Annotated in this window: 24 protein-coding genes; 7 read left to right on the forward strand and 17 right to left on the reverse strand. The window is 40.5% G+C overall.

Annotated features, from left to right (window positions below; genetic code table 11):
• Positions 1-15 precede the first annotated feature (15 nt).
• The 3 genes from K3T81_RS16665 to K3T81_RS16675 all read right to left on the reverse strand — a co-directional run bounded on the left by K3T81_RS16665 (position 16) and on the right by K3T81_RS16675 (position 3,266).
• Complete coding sequence (locus tag K3T81_RS16665) at positions 16-1,611, reverse strand: M4 family metallopeptidase (protein WP_238021104.1); 1,596 nt, start codon at positions 1,609-1,611, stop codon at positions 16-18.
• A gap of 30 nt (positions 1,612-1,641) precedes the next feature.
• Positions 1,642-2,232 carry a CalY family protein gene (locus K3T81_RS16670; RefSeq protein ID WP_161463977.1) on the reverse strand — a complete coding sequence of 197 codons (591 nt, stop codon included), beginning with the start codon at positions 2,230-2,232 and terminating at the stop codon, positions 1,642-1,644.
• A 695-nt stretch (positions 2,233-2,927) separates the two neighbouring features.
• On the reverse strand, positions 2,928-3,266 hold the full coding sequence (locus tag K3T81_RS16675; RefSeq protein ID WP_238021105.1) for a DUF3889 domain-containing protein: 339 nt from the start codon (positions 3,264-3,266) through the stop codon (positions 2,928-2,930).
• A gap of 129 nt (positions 3,267-3,395) precedes the next feature.
• Here K3T81_RS16675 and K3T81_RS16680 point away from each other — a divergent pair, with 129 nt between their 5' ends.
• From K3T81_RS16680 to K3T81_RS16690, 3 genes are all read left to right on the forward strand, one after another.
• On the forward strand, positions 3,396-3,974 hold the full coding sequence (locus tag K3T81_RS16680) for a histidine phosphatase family protein (RefSeq protein ID WP_106898404.1): 579 nt from the start codon (positions 3,396-3,398) through the stop codon (positions 3,972-3,974).
• 57 nt (positions 3,975-4,031) lie between these two features.
• On the forward strand, positions 4,032-4,526 hold the full coding sequence (locus tag K3T81_RS16685; protein ID WP_238021106.1) for a GNAT family N-acetyltransferase: 495 nt from the start codon (positions 4,032-4,034) through the stop codon (positions 4,524-4,526).
• A gap of 350 nt (positions 4,527-4,876) precedes the next feature.
• On the forward strand, positions 4,877-5,641 hold the full coding sequence (locus tag K3T81_RS16690; RefSeq protein ID WP_238021107.1) for a class I SAM-dependent methyltransferase: 765 nt from the start codon (positions 4,877-4,879) through the stop codon (positions 5,639-5,641).
• A gap of 120 nt (positions 5,642-5,761) precedes the next feature.
• Here the strand turns inward: K3T81_RS16690 and K3T81_RS16695 are convergent, their stop codons facing one another.
• Complete coding sequence (locus K3T81_RS16695; protein WP_238021108.1) at positions 5,762-6,523, reverse strand: SDR family oxidoreductase; 762 nt, start codon at positions 6,521-6,523, stop codon at positions 5,762-5,764.
• A gap of 192 nt (positions 6,524-6,715) precedes the next feature.
• Here K3T81_RS16695 and K3T81_RS16700 point away from each other — a divergent pair, with 192 nt between their 5' ends.
• Positions 6,716-7,315 (forward strand): TetR/AcrR family transcriptional regulator, encoded by a 600-nt coding sequence (locus tag K3T81_RS16700; RefSeq protein ID WP_238021109.1) that lies wholly within the window; start codon positions 6,716-6,718, stop codon positions 7,313-7,315.
• A gap of 118 nt (positions 7,316-7,433) precedes the next feature.
• Here K3T81_RS16700 and K3T81_RS16705 read toward each other — a convergent pair whose 3' ends face one another.
• Positions 7,434-9,149: an ABC transporter ATP-binding protein gene (locus K3T81_RS16705; protein WP_238021110.1), complete on the reverse strand. Its 1,716-nt coding sequence runs from the start codon at positions 9,147-9,149 to the stop codon at positions 7,434-7,436.
• Positions 9,150-9,497: 348 nt separating this feature from the next.
• Between K3T81_RS16705 and K3T81_RS16710 the strand changes: the two genes are divergently transcribed.
• Positions 9,498-9,884, forward strand: a complete 387-nt coding sequence (locus K3T81_RS16710) for a DoxX family protein (protein WP_238021111.1) — start codon at positions 9,498-9,500, stop codon at positions 9,882-9,884.
• 263 nt (positions 9,885-10,147) lie between these two features.
• Here K3T81_RS16710 and K3T81_RS16715 read toward each other — a convergent pair whose 3' ends face one another.
• The 11 genes from K3T81_RS16715 to K3T81_RS16765 all read right to left on the reverse strand — a co-directional run bounded on the left by K3T81_RS16715 (position 10,148) and on the right by K3T81_RS16765 (position 24,006).
• Positions 10,148-11,365: a S1C family serine protease gene (locus tag K3T81_RS16715; RefSeq protein ID WP_238021112.1), complete on the reverse strand. Its 1,218-nt coding sequence runs from the start codon at positions 11,363-11,365 to the stop codon at positions 10,148-10,150.
• Positions 11,366-11,447: 82 nt separating this feature from the next.
• On the reverse strand, positions 11,448-12,233 hold the full coding sequence (locus K3T81_RS16720; RefSeq protein ID WP_238021113.1) for an MBL fold metallo-hydrolase: 786 nt from the start codon (positions 12,231-12,233) through the stop codon (positions 11,448-11,450).
• Positions 12,234-12,235: 2 nt separating this feature from the next.
• Positions 12,236-13,180 (reverse strand): two-component system regulatory protein YycI, encoded by a 945-nt coding sequence (locus tag K3T81_RS16725; RefSeq protein WP_238021114.1) that lies wholly within the window; start codon positions 13,178-13,180, stop codon positions 12,236-12,238.
• Positions 13,161-14,477, reverse strand: a complete 1,317-nt coding sequence (locus K3T81_RS16730) for a YycH family regulatory protein (protein ID WP_238021115.1) — start codon at positions 14,475-14,477, stop codon at positions 13,161-13,163. The genes K3T81_RS16725 and K3T81_RS16730 overlap by 20 nt, the downstream gene beginning before the upstream one ends.
• A complete protein-coding gene (gene walK / locus K3T81_RS16735) occupies positions 14,474-16,315 on the reverse strand; it encodes a cell wall metabolism sensor histidine kinase WalK (protein ID WP_238021116.1) in 1,842 nt (613 codons plus the stop codon). The genes K3T81_RS16730 and walK overlap by 4 nt, the downstream gene beginning before the upstream one ends.
• Positions 16,316-16,321: 6 nt before the next feature.
• Positions 16,322-17,026 (reverse strand): response regulator YycF, encoded by a 705-nt coding sequence (yycF, locus tag K3T81_RS16740; protein WP_106898416.1) that lies wholly within the window; start codon positions 17,024-17,026, stop codon positions 16,322-16,324.
• 320 nt (positions 17,027-17,346) lie between these two features.
• Complete coding sequence (locus K3T81_RS16745) at positions 17,347-18,633, reverse strand: adenylosuccinate synthase (protein ID WP_238021117.1); 1,287 nt, start codon at positions 18,631-18,633, stop codon at positions 17,347-17,349.
• A gap of 418 nt (positions 18,634-19,051) precedes the next feature.
• Entirely contained in the window at positions 19,052-20,419 is a 1,368-nt protein-coding gene (dnaB, locus tag K3T81_RS16750; protein WP_238021118.1) for a replicative DNA helicase, read from the reverse strand.
• A gap of 189 nt (positions 20,420-20,608) precedes the next feature.
• Positions 20,609-21,055: a 50S ribosomal protein L9 gene (rplI, locus tag K3T81_RS16755; RefSeq protein ID WP_036578077.1), complete on the reverse strand. Its 447-nt coding sequence runs from the start codon at positions 21,053-21,055 to the stop codon at positions 20,609-20,611.
• Positions 21,052-23,022: a DHH family phosphoesterase gene (locus K3T81_RS16760; RefSeq protein ID WP_238021119.1), complete on the reverse strand. Its 1,971-nt coding sequence runs from the start codon at positions 23,020-23,022 to the stop codon at positions 21,052-21,054. The genes rplI and K3T81_RS16760 overlap by 4 nt, the downstream gene beginning before the upstream one ends.
• 39 nt (positions 23,023-23,061) lie before the next feature.
• Complete coding sequence (locus K3T81_RS16765; RefSeq protein ID WP_238021120.1) at positions 23,062-24,006, reverse strand: YybS family protein; 945 nt, start codon at positions 24,004-24,006, stop codon at positions 23,062-23,064.
• A gap of 354 nt (positions 24,007-24,360) precedes the next feature.
• Here K3T81_RS16765 and K3T81_RS16770 point away from each other — a divergent pair, with 354 nt between their 5' ends.
• Positions 24,361-24,843, forward strand: coding sequence for a DUF1189 family protein (locus tag K3T81_RS16770; protein WP_238021121.1), 483 nt, complete (start codon positions 24,361-24,363; stop codon positions 24,841-24,843).
• Between the two features lie 41 nt (positions 24,844-24,884).
• Entirely contained in the window at positions 24,885-25,661 is a 777-nt protein-coding gene (gene modA, locus K3T81_RS16775) for a molybdate ABC transporter substrate-binding protein (protein ID WP_106898421.1), read from the forward strand.
• Positions 25,662-25,778: 117 nt separating this feature from the next.
• Here modA and rpsR read toward each other — a convergent pair whose 3' ends face one another.
• The gene (rpsR, locus tag K3T81_RS16780) at positions 25,779-26,009 is read right to left on the reverse strand and encodes a 30S ribosomal protein S18 (protein WP_106898422.1); all 231 of its coding nucleotides are present in this window, start codon (positions 26,007-26,009) and stop codon (positions 25,779-25,781) included.

The following is a 26,009-nucleotide window of genomic DNA, read 5'->3' on the forward strand; positions in this document are numbered from 1 at the left end:
GGAATTGCCATTTTATTAGTAAACGCCTACTGCACTATACGCCTGCTCAACTGCTGCCACTGCATCCGAGTCGCTACCATAAAGGTCGCCAGCTGCCTGTATTGCCGCTTCTCGCATCATGCTGAAGTCAGAGCTGCGAGTTAAATAGAGTGATAGCGCCCGGTAGTAGATTTGCTCGGTTTTATCTCTACCAATACCATTTACCGCTACATCAAAGTGGTCTCCACCCTCAGAAATAAGGTAGGCTGCCTTGTTATTGATACTCGAATTAATATGAACCCCACCATTATCAAGTGTACCCGTATATCTTTTGCTCCAGTGATCTGGATACGGTGCTTCCGTTCTCCGTTCGATAAGGTCAGTCGGGTCCTCCATCGATCTTAGGGCAAGCGTGCCGTCTGCCATAATATTTTCTCCAATAAGCCAGTCATCTCGGTCCACCATTGCTCCAAAAATATCAGCAAAGGACTCATTTAGTGCTCCTGATTCACCTCGATAAATTAAATTAGCAGTATGTTGGACAACGCCGTGGCTCATCTCGTGTGCTGCTACATCAAGCCCTGCAGCAAGTGGGTGGAACCTGAGGCCATCCCCATCGCCATATGACATTTGTCTACCATTCCAGGAGGCGTTATTCCAATTATTACCCACATGGACAGCTGAAATGAGAACTTGCCCGTTATCATCAACAGAATCTCTCCCAAATGTGTCCTGGTAGTAATCATACGTAATTTGTGCATTGGCATGCGCGTCTACTGCGGACCCATCTTTAAACATTTTATTTAGGCTGAACACATCCAAGTTTGTTCCTGTTGTATTGTCATATGTGACCACACCATCTCCTCTTGTCACATCAAACAGACGAAACTTTCCTTCAAAGGCTTGTGCCTCAAACATTTTCCTATCTCCAAAAACCCCTGTGCCAAAGGCTGTTACATCATGTGCAGTATTATAGGAGTCAACAACTTTTCCATTCGTTGCATCGATAAAATAATGCCAAAATCCTACTGCAGGCTCGGTGGTCGATGCTGTTACGAGATACGTATAATAATAGGCATCCTCATATTCATAAATATAAGGTTCTACCTCAAGTGGCCCGTCATAGTCTTTCACTTTGCCAATCTTTTTCTCAATTTCCTTTTTTGCAAGCTTAATCGCATCAGATTTTGATAGGTTCGCTTGCATGTTTATCTTTTTCTTATCAAGTTCCGGAATCACCTCTCCAAAGTATGCGGTTACATTATTATTTTCATCTAACTTTACAGTTTGATCTGCTCCATAAATAGGAATCCCTTTGTACGTTTGCTGGACTTTAAAATGGGAGTTATCTGTTTGGTCATCCTTTAATTCCTCTACAATTTCAAAGTCTACATCTTTATTACCTTGAAGTTGGAAGTCTCCTTTATTCTGGGAAAAGTAAGCTCGGACAATTTCCTGCTTGGTCATTCCCCCTGGTGCATCCCACTTTTCCACAATATAAGATGGTGTATTGTAGGTGTCGTTTAATTTTATGTTGGCCTCCTCTGCAGAAACAGTTGTTCCATGTGTAACAATCCCTATTGATAGCGACAGTACTATGGTGGAAAAGCCAATTTTTTGGCGTAATTTCATTCCCCTCATCCCTTCCTTTGGATTTATTTGTTATTTTTCCTCTCCATCTCCCTGTGTCGCGTTAAAGGTCCATTCCAATGAGAGTGCGTCACCCTGGTACATGTTCTGGTCAGCGTCATTATCAACAAATTCAAATTCAACCCAGAAATCATGCGATTCCTCTGAATCCAACCCACCTTTTTGCTCCCACAATGGGTCCCATATATCCCGCTTCACGACATCTGGATCCATTTGCTGTAAATCATACAAGGTTGTTTCAAACACAGGCTCACTCTCCTGATCCCAATTCCAAAGGAAATTAACTTTGATATGCTTGCCATAATCCTCTGCATTGTTGTTCTCTATGTCATTTACAGAGTAGGCGGTTTCTAAAAAGACATTTTCAATCTTTAAGCTTCCATCATTTGCTAAGTTGAATTCTCGCATCATCGTATCACCAGGCTTAAGATTCTCCAATTCTATTAACGCCGTTTCATTCATGGATAAATCCAAGGTGCCTGCAGCAAAAGAATTACTCGACACCTCCTGATCACTAAAATAGGCATAGGTGCCTCCACTAATCAGTGCCACCCCTAATACACTTGATGCTAGTGCCAAACTCAACTGCTTTTTCAGCTTCATACCCGTTCCTCCCCTTCATTTTTTGTCTACCGTATCCCTGCATGACCGCTTACAGTGATCCTTCACCTCCATTATTTCTTGGAATCACCTTGATGCCTGCCTGCTATTCTTGTAACTCTATTATAGGTACGCCCATCTACTAGATGTGTCGAAGCCTGTTGGCGATTTTATGCTTTTACAAAAATGAACAGGAAGTACTAGTGACCATTCTAAAGCTTATAGGTATTCAGCATGGATATATTTTACAATAAGCATAGGCAAAACACTTTTACTCATACATAGGATTCATTTAGATGAAATTGCTAGTTTAATAGAATTGAAAAATAAATAGAAATGCCCAATAACAAATTTCGCAAAGCAGCTGATTCAATGAAAAGGGGGAGATAAGCATACAATTCAAGCGAAATTCCCTACAAATGGGAGCAAGGTGAAGGGCGGATTGTGGCTTTTGGCTTATGTATATTTGGAGCTAACTTATTCTTCATCTACCAGCGGGGCAATTATTGTCGATTGAAGAAAAAGGAAGAGGACGAATGTGGCTCTTCCTTTGGGTGGTGCTCTGGGCTGGAGTTAGCACGCGACTTTGTGAAGAGCACAAGCGACTTTGCCTTGCTCATACGAGACTTTGTGGTGGCCTCATGCGTCTATACATTGTTCACACGCGTCTCTGCAGCGCTCTCACGCGACACCTGCTGCTATCGATCTGTTTCTTTAAATGTAACGGAGATAACTTCTTCCGTTTCTGGATGAAATTCAATATTCACATAGACACCGAATTCTTTTTGATCTTGCTTTAACCATAATTTAAAAATCTCTACCTCAGAGTTGGCATTTTCTTTGCTGCCTTCATGTAGATAATCGATAATGTCTGCTTGAGGGTATTTGGCTTTCGTTTCTTTCATGGCAAGCTTTCCCCACTTAGCATAGGAAGGGATTTGCTCTTCTTCTTGTTGAGGTTCCATATCCGCTGTTGGTAAAGCTTGTCCGATAAAGGTGGATAGACCTAGGCTGATTGCTATAAGTAAATTTTGCATGTCGCACACTCCTTTTAGATCTAGGTTGTGACATTGGGACAGATTTATTCAGCTGACAGCCCGCAGATAGAGGGAAATCTGTTATTATTTTATTAATATACATAATGCAATAAACAGGGGGTTATGGTAATGACGACAATTTGCCTTATACGACATGGTGAAACAGACTGGAATTTAAAAGGAAAGCTACAAGGGAGTACAGATATCCCACTAAACGAAACAGGGATTCGTCAGGCTGAAAAAAGCGCAGCCTATCTTAATGCAGAGGATTATGATGTTATGGTAGCAAGCCCCATGAAACGGGCCAAACGCACAGCTGAAATTATTAATGCTTCTCTACAGCTCCCATACGAAGAAATGAGCAATTTTGCAGAATGCTCTTTTGGTGACGCGGAAGGACTGACAATGGAGGAAAGAACGACTCAATATCCTGATAAAGCCTATCCAAATCGTGAAGAACCAGAAGACTTCATCAAACGTGTGATGAGCGGAGTGGATGATGTTCTGAAGAAGTATCCCGATAAGCGCGTTCTTATTGTTGCCCACGGTGCGGTAATAAATGCTATTTTAGCAACTGTCTCTGGTGGAGAAATCGGTGCCGGGAAAACAAGGCTAATGAACGCTTGTATTAATAACATCCACTATAAACAAGAGAAGTGGGAAGTGCTGAACTACAATCAGGTCGAGCATTTAAGTGAAGAACTTTAAGGTAACGCAGCAGATCTTGTGAAGTGATCTTTAAATCAAATTTTAAAGAGGGATGACATGCTAACATTCGAGGCAATTGATGTAATGAAGCACCAAGCTAAAGTCATTGCATTTCGTAAAGACTCCTTTAGAGTTAGCTTTGGTAATACTTCAGGCTTTGGTGACGAAGAGGATTACTTGCGTTGGTTAGAAGAAAAGAAGCATGCATTCCCCGCTGGGTTTATGTTGGTCTGTGAAAATGATGATTATATTGGACAACTTGAATTATCCATTAAAGAATACAGTGGGGAGTCCATTGGGTATATCCATTTATTTTACCTTGTGCCTGAAAAACGCGGTCAAGGAAAGGGCTTGGAATTGTACCAATATGCAAAACAGTTTTTTCTTCAATACAAAGTGGCTAGCTATGAACTAAGAGTTTCTCCCTCGAATACTGCTGCCGTAAACTTTTACCGCAAAATTGGTATGGATCCTATAAAAACAGAATTTGACGGTAAAGTAATTCGGATGAGAGGCATGCTTTCCCATGAAAGAGATAACGACCTCGTGTAAAGACGTAATCTTAAGTTTATTTATCGCAGTGCAACCGTCCGTAAGACTCCCACTTCAAAACATAAAGTAAAACGGAGATGTTTAAGTGGGAGTAAACGGACGCTAACAACCCGATTCAACTAACAATCAGTGGGGGAAGAATGGAAAACCCCACTGATTGAAGTTTCACTTTATCAAAAGATAACCCGTTATATAATGCGGTTATCTTTTCTCTTTTAATCCGGAGTTTCCTTCTTCCTCCAATAGAATTTTTTCCTCAATCTGCAACGATTTTAGAATACTTGTACAGCTTATAATGATAAACTTTAACCATCCCATTAAACAGAAAATTTAAAATTAGGAGAACACTGATGACAATAGAAAATTTAGAGGAATATCAGGATCCCATTCAATATGATAAGGAACACGTTGCCTATAAGGAGGATATTACCTATTTAACAAAATGGGCAGACAAGGCTACAGGTCCAATTGTGGATTTAGCCTGTGGTACAGGAAGGGCGACCATCCCCTTAGCAAAAACAGGACACAGCATAGTAGGAGTGGATTTACATCGCGATATGCTAAGACGAGCAAGAGAGAAGGCAGTGGCTGAAAAGCTTGATATAGGCTTTATTGAACAGGATTGCACAAAACTGGAGCTTGGTTTAAAAAGTGACTTTATTTTCATGGTTGGAAATTCCTTTCAACATTTCCTTACCAATGAAGCGCAGAACAAGATGTTGGATTCCATTCAGCGACATCTTGTTAAGGGAGGTCGCTTTCTTTTTAACACTCGTTTTCCAAGTGAAGAGGAACTAGTCTCCACGAATTGTGAAGATCCAGGGTTTTCTTATAAAGATGGAACGCTTTCTGTCCACGTCTCCTACATCAGTGAATACGATGCACTCAATCAAGTCCAACATAATATCACCATAAGAAGATTTTTTGATGCGAATGGGAAACTACAAGATGAGAAACGCTCTATAATTGATCTACGCTTCGTCTTTCCGTTAGAGATGGAACGACTACTTGAAAAGCACGGCTTTACCATTGAAGGGGTATACCAAGACTGGAATGAAACGCCTTTGACCTCTAATGCTTCGAACATGATTTATCTCTGTAAGAAAATAAATTAATGAGTTAAAGAAGTGGGGGATATTAATGTGGAAAAAAGAGAGAATTCAAAAACTCCGCTACAGTTCTTAGCGGAGTTTCCACGTCGATAGTGCTTAATGGTGTAAGTCCTTCTAAGGACCTTAAAACGCTGCTGTCCAACCAGCGTCTGCAGTTATCACGGTGCCATTTACAAAGCTTGCTTCATCAGATGCTAGGAATAATGCAACGTTTGCTATCTCTTCTGATTTTCCAGCACGTGGCATAACAGCTTGGGATTTTCCTGCTCTCGATGCACCGAATTCATTTAAGTTTTTCATGCTTGCTGCTATATTTGTTGCTACACCGCCTGGAGCAATGGCATTACAACGAATTCCTTTTTCCGCGTACATGTAGCCAGTGTTTTTTGTGAAACCGATCACAGCATGTTTGGAAGCCGTGTATGTCGCACCAGCATGTGCACCATTTAATCCACCAGTTGATGCTGTATTAATAATTACCCCTTTCCCTTTCTCAAGGAAAATAGGCAATGCTTTACGTGTTGCGCGCATAACAGCGGTAGTATTAATAGCAAATACACGCTCCCATTTGTCATCCTCAATATCGCCTGCTGGCTCCATGCTATCCATGATTCCAGCATTATTAACGAGAATATCCAATGAGCCAAATTCCTTAACTGTTGAATCAATTAAATGGTCAATATCTACTCTATCTGCCACGTTTGTCTTGATAGCTTTAGCTGTTCCGCCTTTATCCTTGATCTCTTCGGCTACAGTCTCTGCGCCCTCTAGGTTAATATCAGATACAACCACTTTTGCTCCTTCTTCTGCATACCGGTTGGCAATAGCCTGTCCCATCCCGGAAGCTGCACCAGTTACAATTGCTACTTTTCCTTCTAGTCTCATTTCTATCTCTCCCTTAATTTAAAATTTAAATCTAGGAAATGCCTTAAAATATACATTTGAATACGCTAAGTATAATGTACTATACTTAAGGTAGCAATAAGCAAAAGACCACTGAAATGTTGATAAATCAACAATTATAAAGGATTTGTTCAATCGAAAGAGGATAATGAACAGAAGGGTGGTAAAGTGTAAATGACCCAACATGATCGGCGCATCGATAAAACTCAAAAAGCCTTAAAGTCAGCCTTAATAAAGTTGATGGAAGAAAAAGATCTTCCGCATATTACCGTAACAGAAATTGTGAAAAAAGCAGATGTTAATCGTGGTACATTTTATAAGCATTATGAGGTTAAAGAAGAGTTACTGGAAGCAACTATACAAGATGTGATAAAGAGTCTTATACAAGCTTACCGCCATCCTTATTTAAATAAGGAGAGATTTACCATAAAAGATCTTTCAGCTTCTAAAATAAAGCTCTTTGAACATGTGGCTGCAAATGCTGATTTTTACCGTGTTATTATGTTGCATCCAAGTGTCTTACCTGGTTTTCAGAATAGACTCTGTGAGGTGTTAAAAAAGCTTTCTATACAAGATTTAAAGTTTATCCCTAACACGGGCACCATTGATGTGGATTTACAAGCAAGTTACCAATCGCATGCTTTATTTGGTATGATCTTTGAATGGGTAAAAGGTGGGTTTAAGTATACACCAGAGCATATGGCACAACAGTTATTGGAAATTTTGTCTAACCAACCCTTTTCCTCTGGTTACCATACAATGCCAAACAAGTAAGACAGATGAAGATGTTTCATGTGAAACGTTGCGCGTATGCTAGTTCACTTATCGCCATTTTTTACAAACTACGTACCAAAAAAGGCGTCTAAGCTCTTTAGCTTAAACGCCTTTCTTTTTACCTCATCTGCACTTTATGCAAATGGGCGAAAATACCATCTCGTTTTAATAATTCTTCATGACTTCCTTCTTCTTCAATACCTTCTTTTGTTACCACCATAATGCGGTCAGCATTTTTGATCGTTGCCAGTCTATGCGCAATGACCAACGTGGTGCGATCTTTAGCAAGCTCTGTTAGTGCCTTTTGAATTATGGTTTCGGTTTCTGTATCCAATGCAGAGGTTGCTTCATCAAGAATTAGGATTGGCGGGTTTTTCAGGAACATACGGGCAATCGCAATTCGTTGCTTTTGACCACCTGATAATTTCAATCCACGCTCGCCTACCTGTGTTTCATAACCATCAGGTAATTCCTTAATAAATTCCTCCATATGTGCCTGGCGGGCAGCTTTTTCTATTTCTTCATTTGTAGCATCAAGCTTACCGTAAGCGATATTTTCTCTTAACGTACCTGTGAAGAGGAAGACATCCTGCTGCACAATACCAATCTGTGCACGTAGCGACTCCTTCGTCATATCACGTAGGTCTAACCCATCAATGGTAACACCACCCTGGTCCACATCGTAGAAACGTGGAATAAGCGAGCAAATTGTGGTCTTACCAGCACCAGATGGCCCAACAAAGGCAATGGTTTCCCCTGCGTTAATGGAAAAACTCAATTCATTTAAAACAGGACGCTGTGTTTTTTCATAAGCGAACGTAACGTCATTAAAGGCGATATTTCCTTTTAGGTCTTCTACTTTTTTCGCATCTGGCTTGTTATCCACATCCGGCTCAACATCCATCAGGTCCATAAACCGTTTAAAGCCGGCCATTCCTTTTGGATATAGTTCCAGTAATGCCGTGATTTTTTGGATTGGATTAAACAGCACATTTACAAACAATACAAAGCTGACAAGCTCACCGTATTTTAGTTCCTCCTGATAGGTTAGCCAAGCACCGACCACAAGAACAAGCAATGTAATCAGACGCATCATCATATAAATATTGGAATGCACAAATGCCATTACTTTATAGGCACCAATTTTGGCAATACGGAAGTTGTTATTATCCTTAGAGAAACGCTCCATTTCAAACTTTTCGTTTGTAAAAGATTGCACAACACGCACACCTGAGACGGCATCTTCTACGCGTGCATTTACTCCAGCGATTTCCTCGTACATTCGCTTCCATGCCTTATTCATTTTAATATTGCTGAACGTAATCAAGAAAATGAGAATTGGCACAGCAATTAGAATGATGAGGGCTAGCTTCACATTGATCGTGAACATGATAAGAAACGCACCAATAAAGGTCATGATGGAAATGAAGAAATCCTCTGGTCCATGATGGGCAAGTTCACCGATATCAAAGAGGTCATTGGTTATTCTACTCATAATATGCCCTGTTTTCGTATTATCAAAAAAGCGGAATGATTGCCTTTGCACGTGGTGGAACAGGTCACGACGCATATCTGTTTCAATATTAATACCGAGCTTATGTCCCAAATAAACCACTACAAATTGCATGAGGGTACTAATGACGTATACCAATAAGAGCAAGATACTCACGGTTACAATTACATTCCAATCTCCCTTTGGTAATAATACATCTATAAATCGTTGCACCGCAACCGGAAACGCTAACTCCAGAATGGCAACGAAAAAAGCAGAGGCGAAATCAATTATAAACAACCGCCGATGCGGTTTATAGTAAGAGAAAAATCGCTTTAGCATGGCTTCACTTCCTTTTTTACAGTCTAAAAGAAATTATAAGGTTAATTTCAAGGCTTGGCAAGGAAAGGAGACAAGGCATGACCGCTTTTAAAGGGATTTTCCCAACTTTTCTTATTTATCCCGGTGCAACCGTCCGTAAGACTCCCACTTCAAAACATGAAATGAAACAGTTAGTTTTTAGTGGGAGTAAACGGACGCTAACACCCCGATTCGTTCAACTAACAATCAGTGGGGGAAGAGCGAAAACCCCCACTGATTGAAGTTTCACTTTATTAATTGCTTGGCAAGGTTGTCCAGTTACTTGCATATAGTTACATATAGGATGTAGAAATATTGGGGGTGAATTAAATGAAGTTGAAATTATCTATGCCAACGTATACGTGGATCTGCTATGCAATTGGCTTTGTCTTTATTATTTCAGGAATGATGAAGCTTGTGGATGGTGATTTTAGAGGGATGTTTGCCAGCATGGGATTACCTTTTCCTGAGGCAACACTATTTCTAGTAGCAGTCGTTGAGCTTGGTTGTGGCATTCTTATTGCGGGGAGGCTCTATATTCATCTTGCTGTCCCACCATTACTGCTCATCATGTTTGGTGCACTTTATTTCTCAAAGCTTCCCACCCTTTTTAATGAAGGGGTGCTCTCCTTTGCCTTTGCGGCGAGACTCGATATTGTCATGCTTATTCTTTTACTCCTGGTTTGGCAGCATGTTAGAGGGAAAATAGTGCTCTAAGAATAGTTATAAACAAGCTTATGAAGCTTTTCTGTTGAAAAGCAGTGGATAACTTGTCTTATTCATGTGGAAAACCTACCCTTATCCACAAAGTTATACACATATGCACAAATGTTCGTAGTTATTTTGTTGCCGAACATTCTTTCTATACCATATATTGATTTTGGCAAAATAATTATCCACTAACTGTGTATAACTCTCTTGTTTTTGTGGATAAACCGGAAAAGCTATCCTCTATTTGCCGCAGGATAGCTTTTCTCTCGTTACTGTTGGGTCCCCAATACTAAGGTTGTTTCCTTTTTTTCGCCTTCGCGGTAATAGGTGACGGTGATTTCATCTCCTATTTCTTTTTCCTGATAAAGGATTTTACGAAGGTCGATCATATTCATCACTGGATTGCCGTCCAGTTCTGTAATGACATCTAACCGTTTTAAGCCTGCTTGGTCTGCGGGAGATAATGGCTCTACACTCCAAACATAGACACCACCCTCGACTTCTTTAGGCAGATTGAGAGTACCTTTCCATTCAGTCTGTGGAACCTCATCCAACGAATAAATTTCCACACCTAAAAATGGTCTGGTAACTTCGCCCGTTGTTTCCAGCTCATCTACAATTGGTAGGGCGGAATCAATTGGAATGGCAAAGCCTATTCCTTCTACGGCAGTCTGGTTAATTTTCATGGAGTTAATTCCAATCAATTGCCCATTAATATTGATTAACGCTCCACCACTATTACCAGGATTGATGGCAGCATCTGTTTGAATTACTTCAGCTTGCCAGTCTGCACGTCCGTCCTGATTGAAATCTTGAGGAATCGTACGTTCTGTCCCGCTAATAACACCTTGGGTTACAGAGCTTGAAAACATAAGTCCGAGCGGGTTTCCGATAGCAATGGCAGGCTCACCTACTTTTACATTTGCAGAAGAACCTAGTTCAATTGTCTGCTCAACCTGTTCTCCATCCATTCTTAAAACAGCTAAATCAGAGAACACATCACTGCCTATAATCTCAGCTTCTAAATGTGTCTCATCATATAGCACCACTTCAACGCTATCTGCACCTTCGATAACGTGATGGTTTGTCACGACATAGGCGGTACCGTCTTCGTTTTTGTAAATAACACCTGATCCTTCTCCAGCTTCATTTGACTCCTGTTGTTGCCAAAAGTCACCCTGCTGTTGAATATTAATTACGCCTACTACTGCAGGGGTTACTTGTTCTACTACATCTGTAACCTGGGTAGAGACATCTACGTTTACTGCGTTACTTGACCCTTGGTTGCCGTCATTCATACTGGAGCTTTCTAGTTGGCTCTGTTCTGATGTATTACCTGGGAGCACATTATTCTCTTGCAATGCCGGCAATGCGACAACTACTAATAAAATACCAATTATGACACCAAGTAATGCCGGAACAAGCCAACCTTTATTTTTCCGGCGGCGATGAGGGTTTGGTGGGTAGTTCTGATCATAATAGCCCATAACTTTATCCCCTTCTATCCGAAATAAGTCTAAACACTCTAGTATAGTATTCCTTAATCGCTAATATAATAAACAAAAAATGTTACACAACTTCGTATAAAGGTGTCGGTGCTTTAGGGTCTGTATCATGCAGATCAAGCGTAATGCCTCTTTCCTGTAAAACGCTATCTACTGACATACGAGCAAGGTCTTTCATATTATTATCAAGACTTAGATGGGCCAGATATATCCGCTTCGTTCGGTTACTTATAATATCGGTAAGGGCCAATCCACAATCCTCATTGGATACGTGGCCTGAGTCCCCGAGTATTCTCCTTTTTACATTCCAAGGGTAGCGCCCCATTCGTAGCATCCCTACATCATGATTTGCTTCAAAAATATAGGCATCTGCATCCTCTACGGTCTTTTTAATCCGTTCAGATACATAGCCGAGGTCTGTGACTAGTGCCACCTTTTTCCCTTCATGATGGAAGGTATAAAACATTGGTTCCGCCGCATCGTGTGAGACGCCAAAGGATTCTATATCCAAATCCTGAAACGTCTTCACTTGCTCCATATTAAAGTAAAACTTCTGATCTAATCCAATCTTGCCAATGCTGCGCTCCATCGCATTCCACGTTTTTTCATTAGCAAAAATCGGTAGGTTGTACTTTCTGGCTATGATGCCAAGCCCTTTAATATGGTCGCTATGCTCATGTGTGACAAGAATGCCTGTAAGTGTGGAAGGATCGATGTTAATCTCACTAAAAAGATGATCCATCTGTTTTCCGCTCAATCCTGCATCCACAAGTAGTCTTTCCTTGTCGGATTCTATATAAAACGCATTTCCTGTGCTTCCGGATGCAAGCACACTAAAACGTAATGTCATGGTTATTCACTCCGATTTGTTTCTGTTTCCGTTTCTTTTTGTGTCAAAGTTCTAAGTTTGTTAATCAAATCCTCTTTCCAGTCAACATCCTGTGGGATAAGCTGAATATCACCTAAATTCTCCCTTACCATATCCCGCGTAAAGCTTTCATCAGAGTTGGAAAATACTTGTCCCTCAATGGCGTTTACAAAGTAATCCCGCTCATCATTCACAGATACCTTATAGGTCGGCGCGAAAACCTGCTTTCCATTCTCAAGAGACGAAATCCATGTATGGTAGCCATAATCAACATCTACCGTGTCTTTAGAAACTAATTCGTTATTATTATACAACGTGCCAATTGCTTGAATTGGCTGGATGAGCATTCGCTTACCCCTGTCATTTTTACTTTCTGGCACTCCAAGCATGGATTGGGTATAATACTCCATCTCATTGTCTTTATTTAAATAGACAAGTAAAAGGGCGCTTTGGTTGTAATAGATGGGCTGGTTTTCTTTCTCCTGGAAGAAAAGGAGAACATTCAAGTCTTTATCCCATTTCCAAAATTGATAACTGTCGAATTGGTATATAAAATTACTAATTGTATTACTAATTTCCTCACCGCCTGCGTCCTCGGCTATGGGTACTGGCTCATCCATATGGCCAACGATAAGATCTTCCGTGTTTAATACTGCTTCCTGGTTTTCCAAGCTTTCAATTTCTCCTACTTGCTTATCAGTATAATCCATTGGTAAAACAGAGATAGAAGAATCTTTCTCTACACCTACATCAATATCTCCGAGGGTGATATCCTCTCTCTCCAATTCTTCTTGAAGAGTGAGGTCTTCTCCACCTGGATACTGCTCTTGAGCTGCTCTGTCCTGCTTATCGATAAATTGTACAAGTAAATAAATATCCAACACGAGAAAACAGAGGATAAATAGGGTTTTAATTTGACTCCATTGCATCCTTGTTCTCCTCCCTTACCGGCTTCCAGGAACCATTATAGTTCATGTACCATTTAGCTTCTAGACTTAGGAAGTTAGCATTATCGTTATCATTGTAAGTAAGTTGATAACCAAGACGAATAGCTTCAATATTTTCTAAAGAAATTTCTTTATCGTTCCGTAAATAGGTCAAAATCTCTTCTCCTGTGTCAAGGTTTGCAGGCTCTGGATCGGGACCAATTTCAGAAGTTACTCGAAACAGTGGGCGTTGATAACCTACAAGGATTCCATTTTTGAATTCCTGTTCGATCCTTGTAAGTTCCGTAGTTACCGACGGCTTATCAAAGACAGGATAGTCTGCATAGAACATTTGATAACGAACGATTCCAGCACGTCTATCTACCGAAAGCAGCTTGTAATCATCTGTCCAACCACCATGATCGGAAATACTATCCATACTACTTTGAAGCAGTTCATGCCTTTGGGCAGGTATCCCTTCCGCCGAGTTTGGGTTAATAAAATTCATAGCCCGACCATTATCTACAACTTTTAATTCTCGTACAGCATCACTGAAATAGGGTTGTCCTAATGGAGTTAGGGACCGACTCACCATGGTTGGATCTCGGAATAACGAGTTAACCAGCATTTGTTCATTAAGAGGTACAATGGAAAGCGAATAGTTGTTCATATCTTCCACTTCACTAGGCAAATAAACGTTACCTGCTCCTTCTGATAAATGGATATATTGTATTAAATCCTCTTTATCGATAAGCTTAGATTGAAATAGTTCAAAACTGCTTGCATCATTAATAACCGCACTTGCTTGGCGTTGTTGATCTACCGAAACAAAGGTCACCTCTAATAATGAACTATTCTCTTCGTAATCGAGCAAAACACGATTAAACGACCAGTTTGGCAAGTTTTCGGCAGGTTGATCTAAATTAAATAGAATGTTTGCAAGCGTCATAGGCAATGCATCTGAGAATTCCATTTCCATTTCAGGATCCAACCCACTTATACTTTGTTTCTCCCGAAAATTACTCATCTTCCACCTTTGGACCTCTTCATAGAATTCTCGCTCCAGCTGAGGGGAGGGAAAGCCGTAGTGTTCCCCTTGTGAATGAAAAACGAGGGACTGCGGCTCAACAATGGTTTTAATTGTTTCCTCTGTACCCCCAAGATCCCCGCTAACGGTATCTTCATCGCCCAAAGAAGCATCGCCTTCTGAGGGCTGGTAGGTCCATAGGCCAAAGGTCAGCAATAAGCTCACACCAATTAGTATAATTAATAAAAACGATTTGGTCGTCTCCATTCTCATCGCTCACCCCTCCACTTCTTGTTCATAAGTGGTAGTGTAAAGAAAATAGTCGTTCCTTTCCCTTCTACACTTTTCGCCCAAATTTTCCCGTGGTGTACTTCAACTAGCTCCTTGGCTATAGCTAATCCTAAGCCTGTTCCGCCCAGTTTTCTTGTGCGCGCCTTATCCGCTCTGTAAAAACGTTCGAAGATTTTTTCTAGCTTATCATACGCGATTCCCATCCCCTGATCTTGAATGCTAACCAGGATGTGATGACGGTTGTTTTCAACCTTAAGCTGAATGGTTCCACCTTCAGGCGAATACTTAATGGCATTAGAAATGATATTATCAAGTACCTGCGTCATTTTATCCTTATCAAGCCAAACAAGATACTTACCTCGAGGCAAGTCACGATGTAACGTAATATGTTCTGGCGTATTCATCTCAAAGCGGTCAATAATGTGATGGAAATAGCTGACAAATTCCGTCCGTTCCTTTTGAAGTGGATACTCTTTTGCATCCATTTTAGATAACTGCAGTAGATCATTAACCATACGGATCATACGGTCTGTTTCATTTTGTGCTACATCAAGGAACTTAGGCGCAATCTCCTTATCTTTCCAGGCACCATCGGTTAATGCTTCTATATAGCTTCGCATTGTCGTCAATGGTGTTCTAAGCTCATGTGATACATTGGAAACAAAATCCCTACGTTCTTGTTCTACCTTCTCCTGTTCGGTGACATCGCTTATAACGGTGATAAAACCAGTTATCTCCTCTTCGTCATCCGCAACTGTGGAGAAATTTGCCTTGACCAGAAACTCTTCTTCTTCACTACTAAAATCAATGATCATCGAGCCACTTTCCTGTAACTCTGTTATATCTACAATTTTATCTTCAAGCTGTAATACATCAATGAGTAGCTCCCCGATAATATCGTCTGGGTCATGACCGATTAACCTGCCTGCTGCATCATTCATTAACGTAACAGCTCCAGCATTGTCTGTTGCGATAACACCATCGGACATGTTCGAGAGCACCGAACTAAGCTTTCTTCGTTCCTCTTCAATCGTTGCATAGGAATGTTTTAACCTGCTGTTCAAATCATTAAATGTATCGGCAAGATGCCCAATTTCATCTCTTCCATAAACATTTACCTTTTGGGTAAAATCTCCCCGTGCCATTAACTGTGCCTGACGACGCATCTCTTTAATCGGTTTGGTAATGGTTCGGGCTACTAGAATACCTATAAAAGCAGATACCGCAATTGCAAGAAGAGAACCCTTGAGGAAAATATCGTTAATGTTATCGAGCTGGTCATAAACCCTTTGTATATTCGCTACAACATAGAGCCAGCCGACCGTCACGTTTTCCTCCCCCTCTTTATAAAGAGGTTTCACAATCACGTACAACTGGTCTTTCGTCTCTCTATCCTGCATTTCCTTTATTTCAGTCGCTCCACCTTGCGTGAGTACACTCTGAACAAGTTCATTTGATATTTTCTTTCCTACATCGCTTTGACTCTGATAATCGTTCGTTGCCATTATTCTGCTTTGGTTGGTAATAACCTGAAGCTTCATATTATCCTCTGAGCCTACTTCGGTAATAATACCGCGCACTTCTTCATCAGGTGTTACCTCATCCTCGGCTCCGGACGGCATCCTGTTTAATGCCTGTTCAAGATTATGAGAGATCAGATTAACCCGGTCATTAACAGAGTCTTTATACGTTTCAACCAGCTGGTTTTCCAACTCCGTTGTAAAAAAAGAGCCAATCACCTGGATCGCTATTAAAAGCAACAGAATATAGATAATAATGAACTTTATCTGTATCGAACGAAAGAAACCAACTTTATTCATTCCACATTACTCCTGCTCGGGACTGCGTAAATAATATCCAACACCTCTTCGGGTTACGATCCAGACCGGATTGCTCGGATTCTCCTCAATTTTTTCACGAAGTCGACGTACCGTAACATCTACTGTTCGCACGTCACCAAAATAATCATATCCCCATACTGTCTCCAGTAAATGCTCTCTTGTCATCACCTGCCCGATATGGCGGGCCAGATAATGAAGCAGCTCAAATTCGCGATGGGTTAGCTCAATTTGTTCTCCATCTCTTGATACAACATAGGCATCTGGATGTATCACAAGGCTACCGATCACAATATCCTTCGTTGCTTTCACTGTATCGTCAGGTACCGCTTGTTGTCTTCGCAGATTTGCCTTTACTCGGGCGATTACTTCCCTGTTACTAAATGGCTTCGTAACATAATCATCTGCTCCTAGTTCCAATCCAAGGACTTTATCAATCTCGGAGTCTTTTGCTGTTAGCATAATGATTGGCATCATCTGTGTTTTGCGGATTTCTCGGCACACTTCATTACCATCTTTATTTGGTAGCATAATATCCAATAATATTAGATCAGGCTTTTCCGCTTCTGCTACTTGTATGGCTTCATCGCCATCATGTGCAAGTACAACATCATAGCCTTCCTTTTCAAGGTTGAACTTTAATATATCTGCAATTGGCTGTTCATCATCAACTACTAAAATCTTTTGACTCATCTTTGCCACATCCTTTTTTTTCGCATACTTACTTGAGGTTTTTCAAAAAGTCCGGTTTTAAACCATCGCCGTATTAATGCAATGGCGGCTGGTGGCAGCATCCCGAAATTACACTTCCGCTCACCATCTTTATTAAAACACTTACTTCTATTCTACCGTACTTTGGGGCAAATGTCTTTACCCGCCTATTAGTGAACTGGTTGATTTCCTTCTTCTAAACACAAAGTGCTTATTTAAAAAAGAAATCAAAAAGACAGCCATAAAGGAAGGACCCTATTAAGGTACTTCTTCCTTCATGGCTGACTCTCTCGATTCCTTACTTAGCTATATACACTACGTACAACATTTGTCTGACTGCGGTCAGGCCCAACAGAGAACACAGAAAGCGGAATTTCTGTTAGTTGGGAGATACGCTCTAGATAATGACGTGCATTTTCTGGTAGTTCATGTAAGCTTTTAACACCCGTAATATCTTCAGTCCAGCCTGGCATTTCTTCATAGACTGGTTCACATTCGGCAAGTGCCACAAGACTTGCAGGGAACTCGTTAATAACTTCCCCTTTATAACGATACGCTACACAAATCTTCAATGTTTCAATTCCTGTCAGGACATCAAGTGAGTTTAGCGATAAATCTGTGATACCACTGACACGACGCGCATGGCGAACAACGACACTATCGAACCAGCCAACACGACGTGGTCTGCCTGTTGTTGTACCATATTCACGACCAACTTCTCTGATTTGGTTACCAACTTCGTCATGTAGCTCTGTAGGAAATGGGCCATCACCAACACGCGTTGTATAGGCTTTGGATACACCGACAACATGGTTAATTTTAGTTGGACCAACACCAGAACCAATTGTTACTCCACCAGCAATCGGATTGGAGGAGGTTACAAATGGATAGGTTCCTTGGTCAATATCCAGCATGACACCTTGTGCACCTTCAAATAATACTCTGCGACCTTCATCAAGTGCGTCATTAAGCACTACGGATGTATCACAAACGTACTTAGCCATTTGCTGTCCATACTCGTAATATTCTTCAAGAATTTCTTCCACTTGGATTGGATCTACTTCATATACTTTTTCAAATAAACGGTTCTTCTCTTTAAGGTTTTGTTCTAGCTTCTCACGGAATGCATCCTTGTCCATCAAGTCGGCAATTCGAATTCCCATACGTGCCGCTTTATCCATGTAAGCAGGACCAATCCCTTTCTTCGTTGTCCCGATTTTGTTTATACCTTTTTCTTCTTCTTGTAAAATATCTAGTTTTAAATGATATGGTAGGATAACGTGTGCGCGGTTACTGATACGCAGGTTATCTGTAGAGACATTGCGTTCATGTAAATATGCAACCTCTTCTACGAATGCTTTTGGATCAATTACCATCCCATTACCAAGCACGCAAATTTTATCATCGAAAAAAATTCCGGATGGAATCAAATGTAATTTATACGTAACGTCATCAAACTTGATTGTATGTCCAGCGTTGTTACCACCTTGATATCTGGCAACTACCTCTGCATTTTGCGATAGAAAGTCAGTAATTTTTCCTTTCCCTTCATCGCCCCATTGTGTTCCAACTACTACTACTGAGGACATAGTGCACCTCCACAAATATTTATATTATATGTTTTCTTTAATCACCATTGTAAGTTTACCAATTTTATTCATGTCAGTCAATGCGAAATACGAACATTGGTATATAAATAATTTTTATCGTTCGTAATAGGGGACTTTTGTTTGATATCTACAAAATCCTTAAAGATCACTGGTTGTAAAATTACTAAATCGGCGCTGGGGGAAATACCCCAATTTCCTGGGGGCGCTGTACTCTGCAACCCGGGGGTCTTACCTATGCCTTTTCACTACCTAGATTTTTACTCATTTTATATACTGTCCTAATTTATTAGAAAAACTCGTATTCGCTCGTCTTTTTCATATACTTGGGTCGTTAAATTTTATATACTCTTAACGAATAAAAAAACAGTCTCTCCTAAAGGAAAGACTGCTCAAATTATTACACTGGGACTGGTGGAACATCGCTTTCTGAGTAGCGATGGTCTAAGTCCACAAATTTATTGTATTCTTTAACGAAAGCCAATTCTACGTTACCAACTGGACCGTTACGTTGTTTGGAAATTATGATTTCGATAATGTTTTGTTTCTCTGATTCTGTATCATAGTAATCATCACGATATAGGAAGCCAACAATATCGGCATCCTGCTCAATACTACCTGATTCACGAAGGTCGGACATCATTGGGCGTTTATCTTGTCTTTGTTCCACACCACGAGAAAGCTGAGATAGCGCGATAAGCGGTACGTTCAGTTCACGGGCTAGTCCTTTTAATGAACGAGATATTTCTGATACTTCCTGCTGTCGGTTTTCTTTAGAATTAACGCTACCTTGGATCAACTGCAGGTAATCAATTAGAATCATCCCAAGTCCATGCTCTTGTTTTAATCGACGGCATTTGGAGCGGATATCAGCAACCCGAATACCAGGTGTGTCATCAATATAAATACCGGCATTGGAGAGACTCCCCATTGCCATCGTTAGCTTACTCCAGTCATCTGCTTGCAACTGTCCATTCCGCATGCGCTGGGCATCAATATTCCCCTCAGCACAGAGCATACGCTGTACAAGCTGATCTGCTCCCATCTCCAGACTAAATATCGCTACATTTTCATCTGTATTAACGGCCACGTTTTGCGCTACGTTTAAGGCAAAGGCCGTTTTACCAACAGATGGACGGGCAGCTACGATAATCAAATCATTTCGTTGGAAGCCTGAGGTGATACGATCCAAATCACGAAAGCCTGTCGGTATCCCAGTAACATCCGCGCTTTGGTGATGAAGTTGCTCAATATTATCATAGACATCGATTAATACATCTTTTATTGCTTTAAAGGCACCAGAGTTTTTACGTCCGGAAACCTCTAAAATTGTTTTCTCAGCCTCGTTTAATACATCTTCTACTTCATCTTCCCGTTCAAATCCAGCTGTAACAATGTCTGTAGCGGATCGAATCAGACGGCGTAACAACGCTTTTTCATCAACTATTTTACAATAGTATGCTATATTCGCAGAGGTTGGGACACTTTCAGCCACCTCGGAAAGATACGCTACTCCTCCAGCTTCCTCAAGCTGCTTTGCATTATGCAAATACGTGGTAACCGTAACGACATCAATCGGCTCACCTCTGTCAGCAAGCTTCATCATCGCACCAAAGATGCGTTGATGTGCTGCCCGGTAAAAATCCTCTGCTACGAGCAGTTCTGATGCTGTCGAAAACGCCTCTGGATCTAGAAATATAGCACCGATAATGGATTGCTCTGCCTCTATATTATGTGGTGGTCTACGATCGCTCCATGTGTCGCTCATGTACCCCGCCCCCTTTCTTTTGTGATTTCATGATAGAAGGCCCACCTTTTTAAAAGTGAGCCCTCCTTCAAAATTTTAACTACGTCGGCATTACTCCCTAGCTAAAATTTGATACTTGCCTAACGTGTAAAGATAGCATGTTCCCATCAGCGTGCCATCGTTCATAAAAAACATGGTACGGTGGAATGCTTATTTTTCTGCTACATGTACTTTGATCGAGCCAGATACCTCTTGGTGGAGTTTAACTGGTACTGTTGTATACCCAAGTGCACGGATTGGCTCATCTAGCTCAATTTTACGTTTATCTATTTTATAGCCATGCTCTTTTTGCAAGGCTTCTGCAATTTGCTTACTTGTAATAGAACCAAAAAGTCGACCACTATCACCGGATTTTGCTTTTAGTTCAACTGTAAGCTCCGCAAGTGTGTCCTTTAAGTCCATTGCTTCTTCTTTTTCTTGTTGCTCTAGTTGCTCACTCTTTTTCTTTTGTGCCTCTAAAGCTTTCATATTAGCATTGGTTGCTTCCTCTGCCAAGTTATTTTTTAAAAGGTAATTACGTGCATAACCATCGGAAACATTTTTCACATCACCTTTTTTGCCTTTTCCTTTAACGTCTTGTAATAAAATTACTTTCATTCAGCTTCTCTCCCCTCATAGTACTCTTCTAAAATATCTTTGAGCAGTTTCTCTGCATCATCGATTGTAGTATCTTCTATTTGAGTTGCAGCATTGGTTAAGTGGCCGCCACCATTCATTTTTTCCATGATTACCTGGACATTTACTTCGCCCAATGAACGAGCGCTTATTCCTATTCTACCATCTTTTCGCTCGGAAATGACAAATGATGCGTTAATTCCACTCATTGTCAATAATGTGTCAGCCGCCTGGGCAATTAATACCGGCCCGTAGGCAGTGCCTTCATCCGCTTTTGATATGGCAATATGGTCGCGGTATACGTCTGCCCGCTCAATGAGCTTACTTCTTTCAATATATAAATCGAGATCTTCTTTTAAAAATTGCTGAACAAGTACGGTATCTGCACCTTTAGCTCTTAAGTAAGAGGCTGCATCAAAGGTTCTCGATCCTGTACGTAATGTAAAGCTTTTTGTATCGACAATAATCCCTGCAAGTAGTGCAGTAGCTTCAAGCATCTTCAGCTTCAGTTTTTTTGGCTGGTATTCTAAAAGCTCTGTCACTAGTTCAGCAGTGGAAGACGCATATGGCTCCATATAAACAAGGGTTGGGTTATCGATAAACTCTTCCCCTCTACGATGGTGGTCAATAACAACCTTGTATTCTGTTTGGTGTAGCAGACTCTCACTCGCTACCATGGACGGTTTATGCGTATCAACAACAACGACCAGGCTTCTGTTGCCTGTAATAGACTCTGCTTCACCTGGTTCAATAAAGTGCTGCCACACACTCTCTTCTTCCTTAATGGCATCCACTAATCGGTAGACACCCGTATCCACATCATCTGGATCAAACACAATATAGCCTTCTACGTCGTTGGCTTTCGCGATATTTAAAATTCCGATCGCCGCACCAAGTGAATCCATATCAGGGGATTTATGCCCCATAATGATAACATTGTCGCTTGCACGTACCAATTCTTTTAAAGCATGTGAGATGACGCGCGCTCTAACTCTTGTTCTTTTTTCCATCGGGTTTGTTTTCCCGCCATAAAATCTTACTTTCCCTGAATCATCCTTAATTGCTACCTGGTCGCCTCCGCGTCCAAGCGCTAAATCGAGACTCGACTGTGCAAGCTCGCCCAGAGTTGGTAAATCAACATCTCCCTGCCCAACACCGATACTTAGTGTTACAGGGTTATTCTGCTCTCCACTTAACTCACGAACTGCATCAAGAATATCAAACTTCACTTTTTCAAGCTTTTGTAAAATATCTTTTGTACCGACTGCCAGGAACCTTTCCTGGGATGTACGCTTTAAGTAAAGCCCATAGGAGGTAGACCATTTATTTAGAACTTCCGTTACCCTGGAATTGAGTTGACTCTTACTAGTGTCATCCATGTTCTGGGTAATCTCTTCATAGTTATCTAAGAAAATAAAGGCTAATACTGTCTGGTCATCATGATACAGTTGTTGTAACTCAGCCTGCTTTGTCCGATCAAAAAGATAAAGTAATCGTTCTTGCTTTTTCACCGTTGTCTGGAACTCATAGCCTTCTAAGTGAAACCATATGCTATCTTTATTCTCTTTTATCATTGGAATAAGATCTTCGGATAATTGCTGAAGTGAGCTCCCAACCAAACTATCGTCTGCAAACTGATTCATATAAGGATTTGCCCACTCAATGGTGTAATCCTCATTATATAAGATAATTCCAAACGGCATCTCAAGCAGGGCCTCTTCACCGACCCGCTTTATTCTATAAGATAATGTTGAAATATATTGTTCTGCTTCATCCTGCAGCGTTCTTTCTGTACGAATGCTGTAAAAAAAGGATGCCCCAAGTAACAATGTCATGATAAGACCAAGCACCCACTGGAAATACCATATTACAACGAGCAATACGATAGATAGTAAATAAATGATCCATAAGTGACTACTTAGCATGGGGTTCTTCTTTCCATCTGGCATTTTCATCAGCTCCTACTGCGTAAAACCATTTTTTGAGGACTATTCATCTTTTTTATCAAGACGGTCTTTCATCCCAAATCCCAAATCTATAATTCCGATGAATCGTACAAGAAACAGTAAGAGTGTTGGGAATAGCAGGGTGAGTACCACACTGAATATAGGAATTGCTTTTGACATTTTCTTATGGTGTGCATAAAAGAAAATAAATGAAAATCCCTGTAGGGTCATCAGTAGCCCTGTTAAAGCAAGTATGTTTTGTGCTCCAGTATAAAAGAAGCTTGTCGTGTCACTTACCAAAAATGATGCGATTAAAGCAAAGAAATATACCCAGATTAGTGATGCCGGAAACCTAAGTGTTCGAAACGGCGGAAACCGCAATTCTTTTTTATCTAGTCTATTTAGCACCTTATAGCTAAGCCATTGACTGATAAATGCCATTACAATGGCGCCCCCGACAAGGATAACTGGCAATAAGTTTACGAGGAGGTCGATTGTCTGGCTAACTATTTCCTCTCCCTGATCCTGTTCTGATAAACCGAATTCTCCAAGTGTCTCAAAGGTCAAGTCCATTGACGAATTCATTTGCTGTTCTATTTCTTCAGTCCAATTTACCTGAAAGACAACCTGTGTAAAAACAAATACAAAAAGAAGTCCAAAGATAAATCCAAACGTTCCTCTGGCCCATGTTTCATGTGCAGAAAGCTTACGATATATCGCGCCCCCGATCATTATTCCCCCACTACCCGCTAAAACGGCAATAGGTAAGGAGAAAGTGGTAGCGATAAGCACCGAGATTAACGTTGCTGCAAGCCACATCAACAAAGCAGGCTTCCCACCGTGTCTTGATGTATAAATCACGAACGGTATTGGTAAAAGCACCACCGCTATGATTGATATTACAGGAACAAATACACTGACAAGCAGAAGAACTGCATATACTGCAGTCAGGATAGTTCCGTCTACTATTTTTTTAGATTGATTCATTTCGCACCTCATCTAACTTTCAAGAAATATTATTCCACTTTAACATTTATCCCCCCACTTTATTGCTCGGCAAGATGTAAGCAGTAAAGTAGGGGGAAGCTTCATTCGCCTAATACTAATTCAAAGCGGACAAAAAGATTACCTTCTATTATGATAACATGTTTTTTATTGAAAGGCTTGTCGAAAACAGTAGAAAATATTATTTCCCGGGGAATATCCTGTTATAACTTGTAACGCTTTTTTCTCTTACAGAATGGCTACATGCCCCGTTAATAAAAATGTCATGTTTTTTCCATCATGTGAGTTGGTTTTCCTTTATAATAAAACATAGACTATTAAATAAGGATGAATAATATGAAATTCCGTCAAGTATTTCTGCAAAGCCTTAAACTTCCAAGTAAACAAGCTACCTTCTCGCTAAACCGTGTTAGCATGGATGTTACAATTATTTATATGTTTATTCTACTTATACTTGTCTCCATTCCAGCTTTTATTGATCGCATTGTGGAAAATAGTGGCGTGTCTGCCGAACTTAATATAGCTTTCCTCATTATATATTTCTTTATTTTTTACTATTTGCCAATGGCTGTTTTTGTTTGTATCGGCGTCTCCATCATCGCCTACATTGGATTTGGATTAGCAAAATTGATGGAACGCAAGCTACAGTTCCCATTACTTTGGAAAATGAGCGTATTTATTGCAACGATTCCGTTTATTATATATACGATCATTGCTTTACTTCTTCCTGTAGATGATATGTTATTAGGCGCTTTTTTTGTTTATATTTTAATTATGCTGTTCTTTATTATCTCTATCTATCCAAAGCGAAGAAAGTAAAAATAACCGAATCCATATAGTTAGGAGCAGGATTATTTCCTATGAAGTATCTAGTATTCGTATTAATTGGTTTAGTCAGCCTTACCGGTTGCTCAAATGATCCATTTGTAAAATCTACTGAGGAAACCCATTTGCTATTAGCTACCACATCAAGTATGTCCGGCGTTTTGCCCGAGTTAGTGGAAGCATTTGAAGAGGAGAATCCGTATATTAACATTAACGTAGATTACGGTCCTTCCGGGGAGCTCGCCCAGCAAATACAGCAAGGAGCACCTGTTGATCTATTTATCTCTGGAAATCAGGAGTGGATGGACATGCTTGCAGATCAATCCATGATTGTACAAGATTCTAGAACGAACTTTGCTACAAATCAACTAGTGCTTGCCGGTACAGCTGGAGACGATTCTGATGTGTCATCATTTGAGGAATTAAAGCAGAGTTCGTTTGATAAAGTTATATTGGGTCAACCTGAGACTTCACCAGTTGGGTCCTATGCAAAGCAAGCACTGCAAGCCGCAGATGCCTGGGATGGCTTATCCCATTCTTTCTTTTATGCAAAAGATGTTTCCCAAGTGGTAACTTTTATCGAATCAGGAAAAGTGGACGCTGGGTTTGTTTATTATTCCGATATTATTGAATCAGATCGACTGGAAATGCTCTTTCCTGTTGATTCAAAACTCCATGATCCTATAGAGTTCCCTGTAGCAGTTACTACCTATAGCACCAACCATGCTGACTCAGAGAAATTTATTGATTTTCTACAAAGCGAAGCAGCAAAAGAAATTTTAGATGAGCATGGGTTTAACAGAAAAAATTAATTAAAGGCATGTCTCATCGTGGTAGTTTCTCCATTGGATCCTGAATAACATCGCCAACTTTCCAACCAATTAAAAAACCTCCAGATCCATATAAGGATCTGGAGGTTTTATTTACAATTACTCTGCTACGAATGGTAACAATGCCATTGTACGAGCACGTTTAACTGCTACAGTCAATTTACGTTGGTATTTTGCAGAAGTTCCAGTTACACGACGAGGAAGAATTTTTCCGCGTTCAGAAATGAAACGTCTTAGCAAATCTACATCTTTGTAATCGATGTGTGTAATTCCGTTTGCTGTGAAATAACACACTTTACGACGCTTTGCGCGTCCGCGACGAGCTGCCAT

Source organism: Oceanobacillus jordanicus (genome assembly GCF_022095695.1).
Lineage (GTDB): Bacteria > Bacillota > Bacilli > Bacillales > Amphibacillaceae > Oceanobacillus_B > Oceanobacillus_B jordanicus.

Coding starts and splice junctions, on each gene's coding strand:
- K3T81_RS16665 (WP_238021104.1), bottom strand. CDS start 1,611: ATGAAATTACGCCAAAAAATTGGCTTTTCCACCATAGTACTGTCGCTA.
- K3T81_RS16670 (WP_161463977.1), bottom strand. CDS start 2,232: ATGAAGCTGAAAAAGCAGTTGAGTTTGGCACTAGCATCAAGTGTATTA.
- K3T81_RS16675 (WP_238021105.1), bottom strand. CDS start 3,266: ATGCAAAATTTACTTATAGCAATCAGCCTAGGTCTATCCACCTTTATC.
- K3T81_RS16680 (WP_106898404.1), top strand. CDS start 3,396: ATGACGACAATTTGCCTTATACGACATGGTGAAACAGACTGGAATTTA.
- K3T81_RS16685 (WP_238021106.1), top strand. CDS start 4,032: ATGCTAACATTCGAGGCAATTGATGTAATGAAGCACCAAGCTAAAGTC.
- K3T81_RS16690 (WP_238021107.1), top strand. CDS start 4,877: ATGACAATAGAAAATTTAGAGGAATATCAGGATCCCATTCAATATGAT.
- K3T81_RS16695 (WP_238021108.1), bottom strand. CDS start 6,523: ATGAGACTAGAAGGAAAAGTAGCAATTGTAACTGGTGCAGCTTCCGGG.
- K3T81_RS16700 (WP_238021109.1), top strand. CDS start 6,716: ATGACCCAACATGATCGGCGCATCGATAAAACTCAAAAAGCCTTAAAG.
- K3T81_RS16705 (WP_238021110.1), bottom strand. CDS start 9,149: ATGCTAAAGCGATTTTTCTCTTACTATAAACCGCATCGGCGGTTGTTT.
- K3T81_RS16710 (WP_238021111.1), top strand. CDS start 9,498: ATGAAGTTGAAATTATCTATGCCAACGTATACGTGGATCTGCTATGCA.
- K3T81_RS16715 (WP_238021112.1), bottom strand. CDS start 11,365: ATGGGCTATTATGATCAGAACTACCCACCAAACCCTCATCGCCGCCGG.
- K3T81_RS16720 (WP_238021113.1), bottom strand. CDS start 12,233: ATGACATTACGTTTTAGTGTGCTTGCATCCGGAAGCACAGGAAATGCG.
- K3T81_RS16725 (WP_238021114.1), bottom strand. CDS start 13,180: ATGCAATGGAGTCAAATTAAAACCCTATTTATCCTCTGTTTTCTCGTG.
- K3T81_RS16730 (WP_238021115.1), bottom strand. CDS start 14,477: ATGAGAATGGAGACGACCAAATCGTTTTTATTAATTATACTAATTGGT.
- walK (WP_238021116.1), bottom strand. CDS start 16,315: ATGAATAAAGTTGGTTTCTTTCGTTCGATACAGATAAAGTTCATTATT.
- yycF (WP_106898416.1), bottom strand. CDS start 17,026: ATGAGTCAAAAGATTTTAGTAGTTGATGATGAACAGCCAATTGCAGAT.
- K3T81_RS16745 (WP_238021117.1), bottom strand. CDS start 18,633: ATGTCCTCAGTAGTAGTAGTTGGAACACAATGGGGCGATGAAGGGAAA.
- dnaB (WP_238021118.1), bottom strand. CDS start 20,419: ATGAGCGACACATGGAGCGATCGTAGACCACCACATAATATAGAGGCA.
- rplI (WP_036578077.1), bottom strand. CDS start 21,055: ATGAAAGTAATTTTATTACAAGACGTTAAAGGAAAAGGCAAAAAAGGT.
- K3T81_RS16760 (WP_238021119.1), bottom strand. CDS start 23,022: ATGCCAGATGGAAAGAAGAACCCCATGCTAAGTAGTCACTTATGGATC.
- K3T81_RS16765 (WP_238021120.1), bottom strand. CDS start 24,006: ATGAATCAATCTAAAAAAATAGTAGACGGAACTATCCTGACTGCAGTA.
- K3T81_RS16770 (WP_238021121.1), top strand. CDS start 24,361: ATGAAATTCCGTCAAGTATTTCTGCAAAGCCTTAAACTTCCAAGTAAA.
- modA (WP_106898421.1), top strand. CDS start 24,885: ATGAAGTATCTAGTATTCGTATTAATTGGTTTAGTCAGCCTTACCGGT.
- rpsR (WP_106898422.1), bottom strand. CDS start 26,009: ATGGCAGCTCGTCGCGGACGCGCAAAGCGTCGTAAAGTGTGTTATTTC.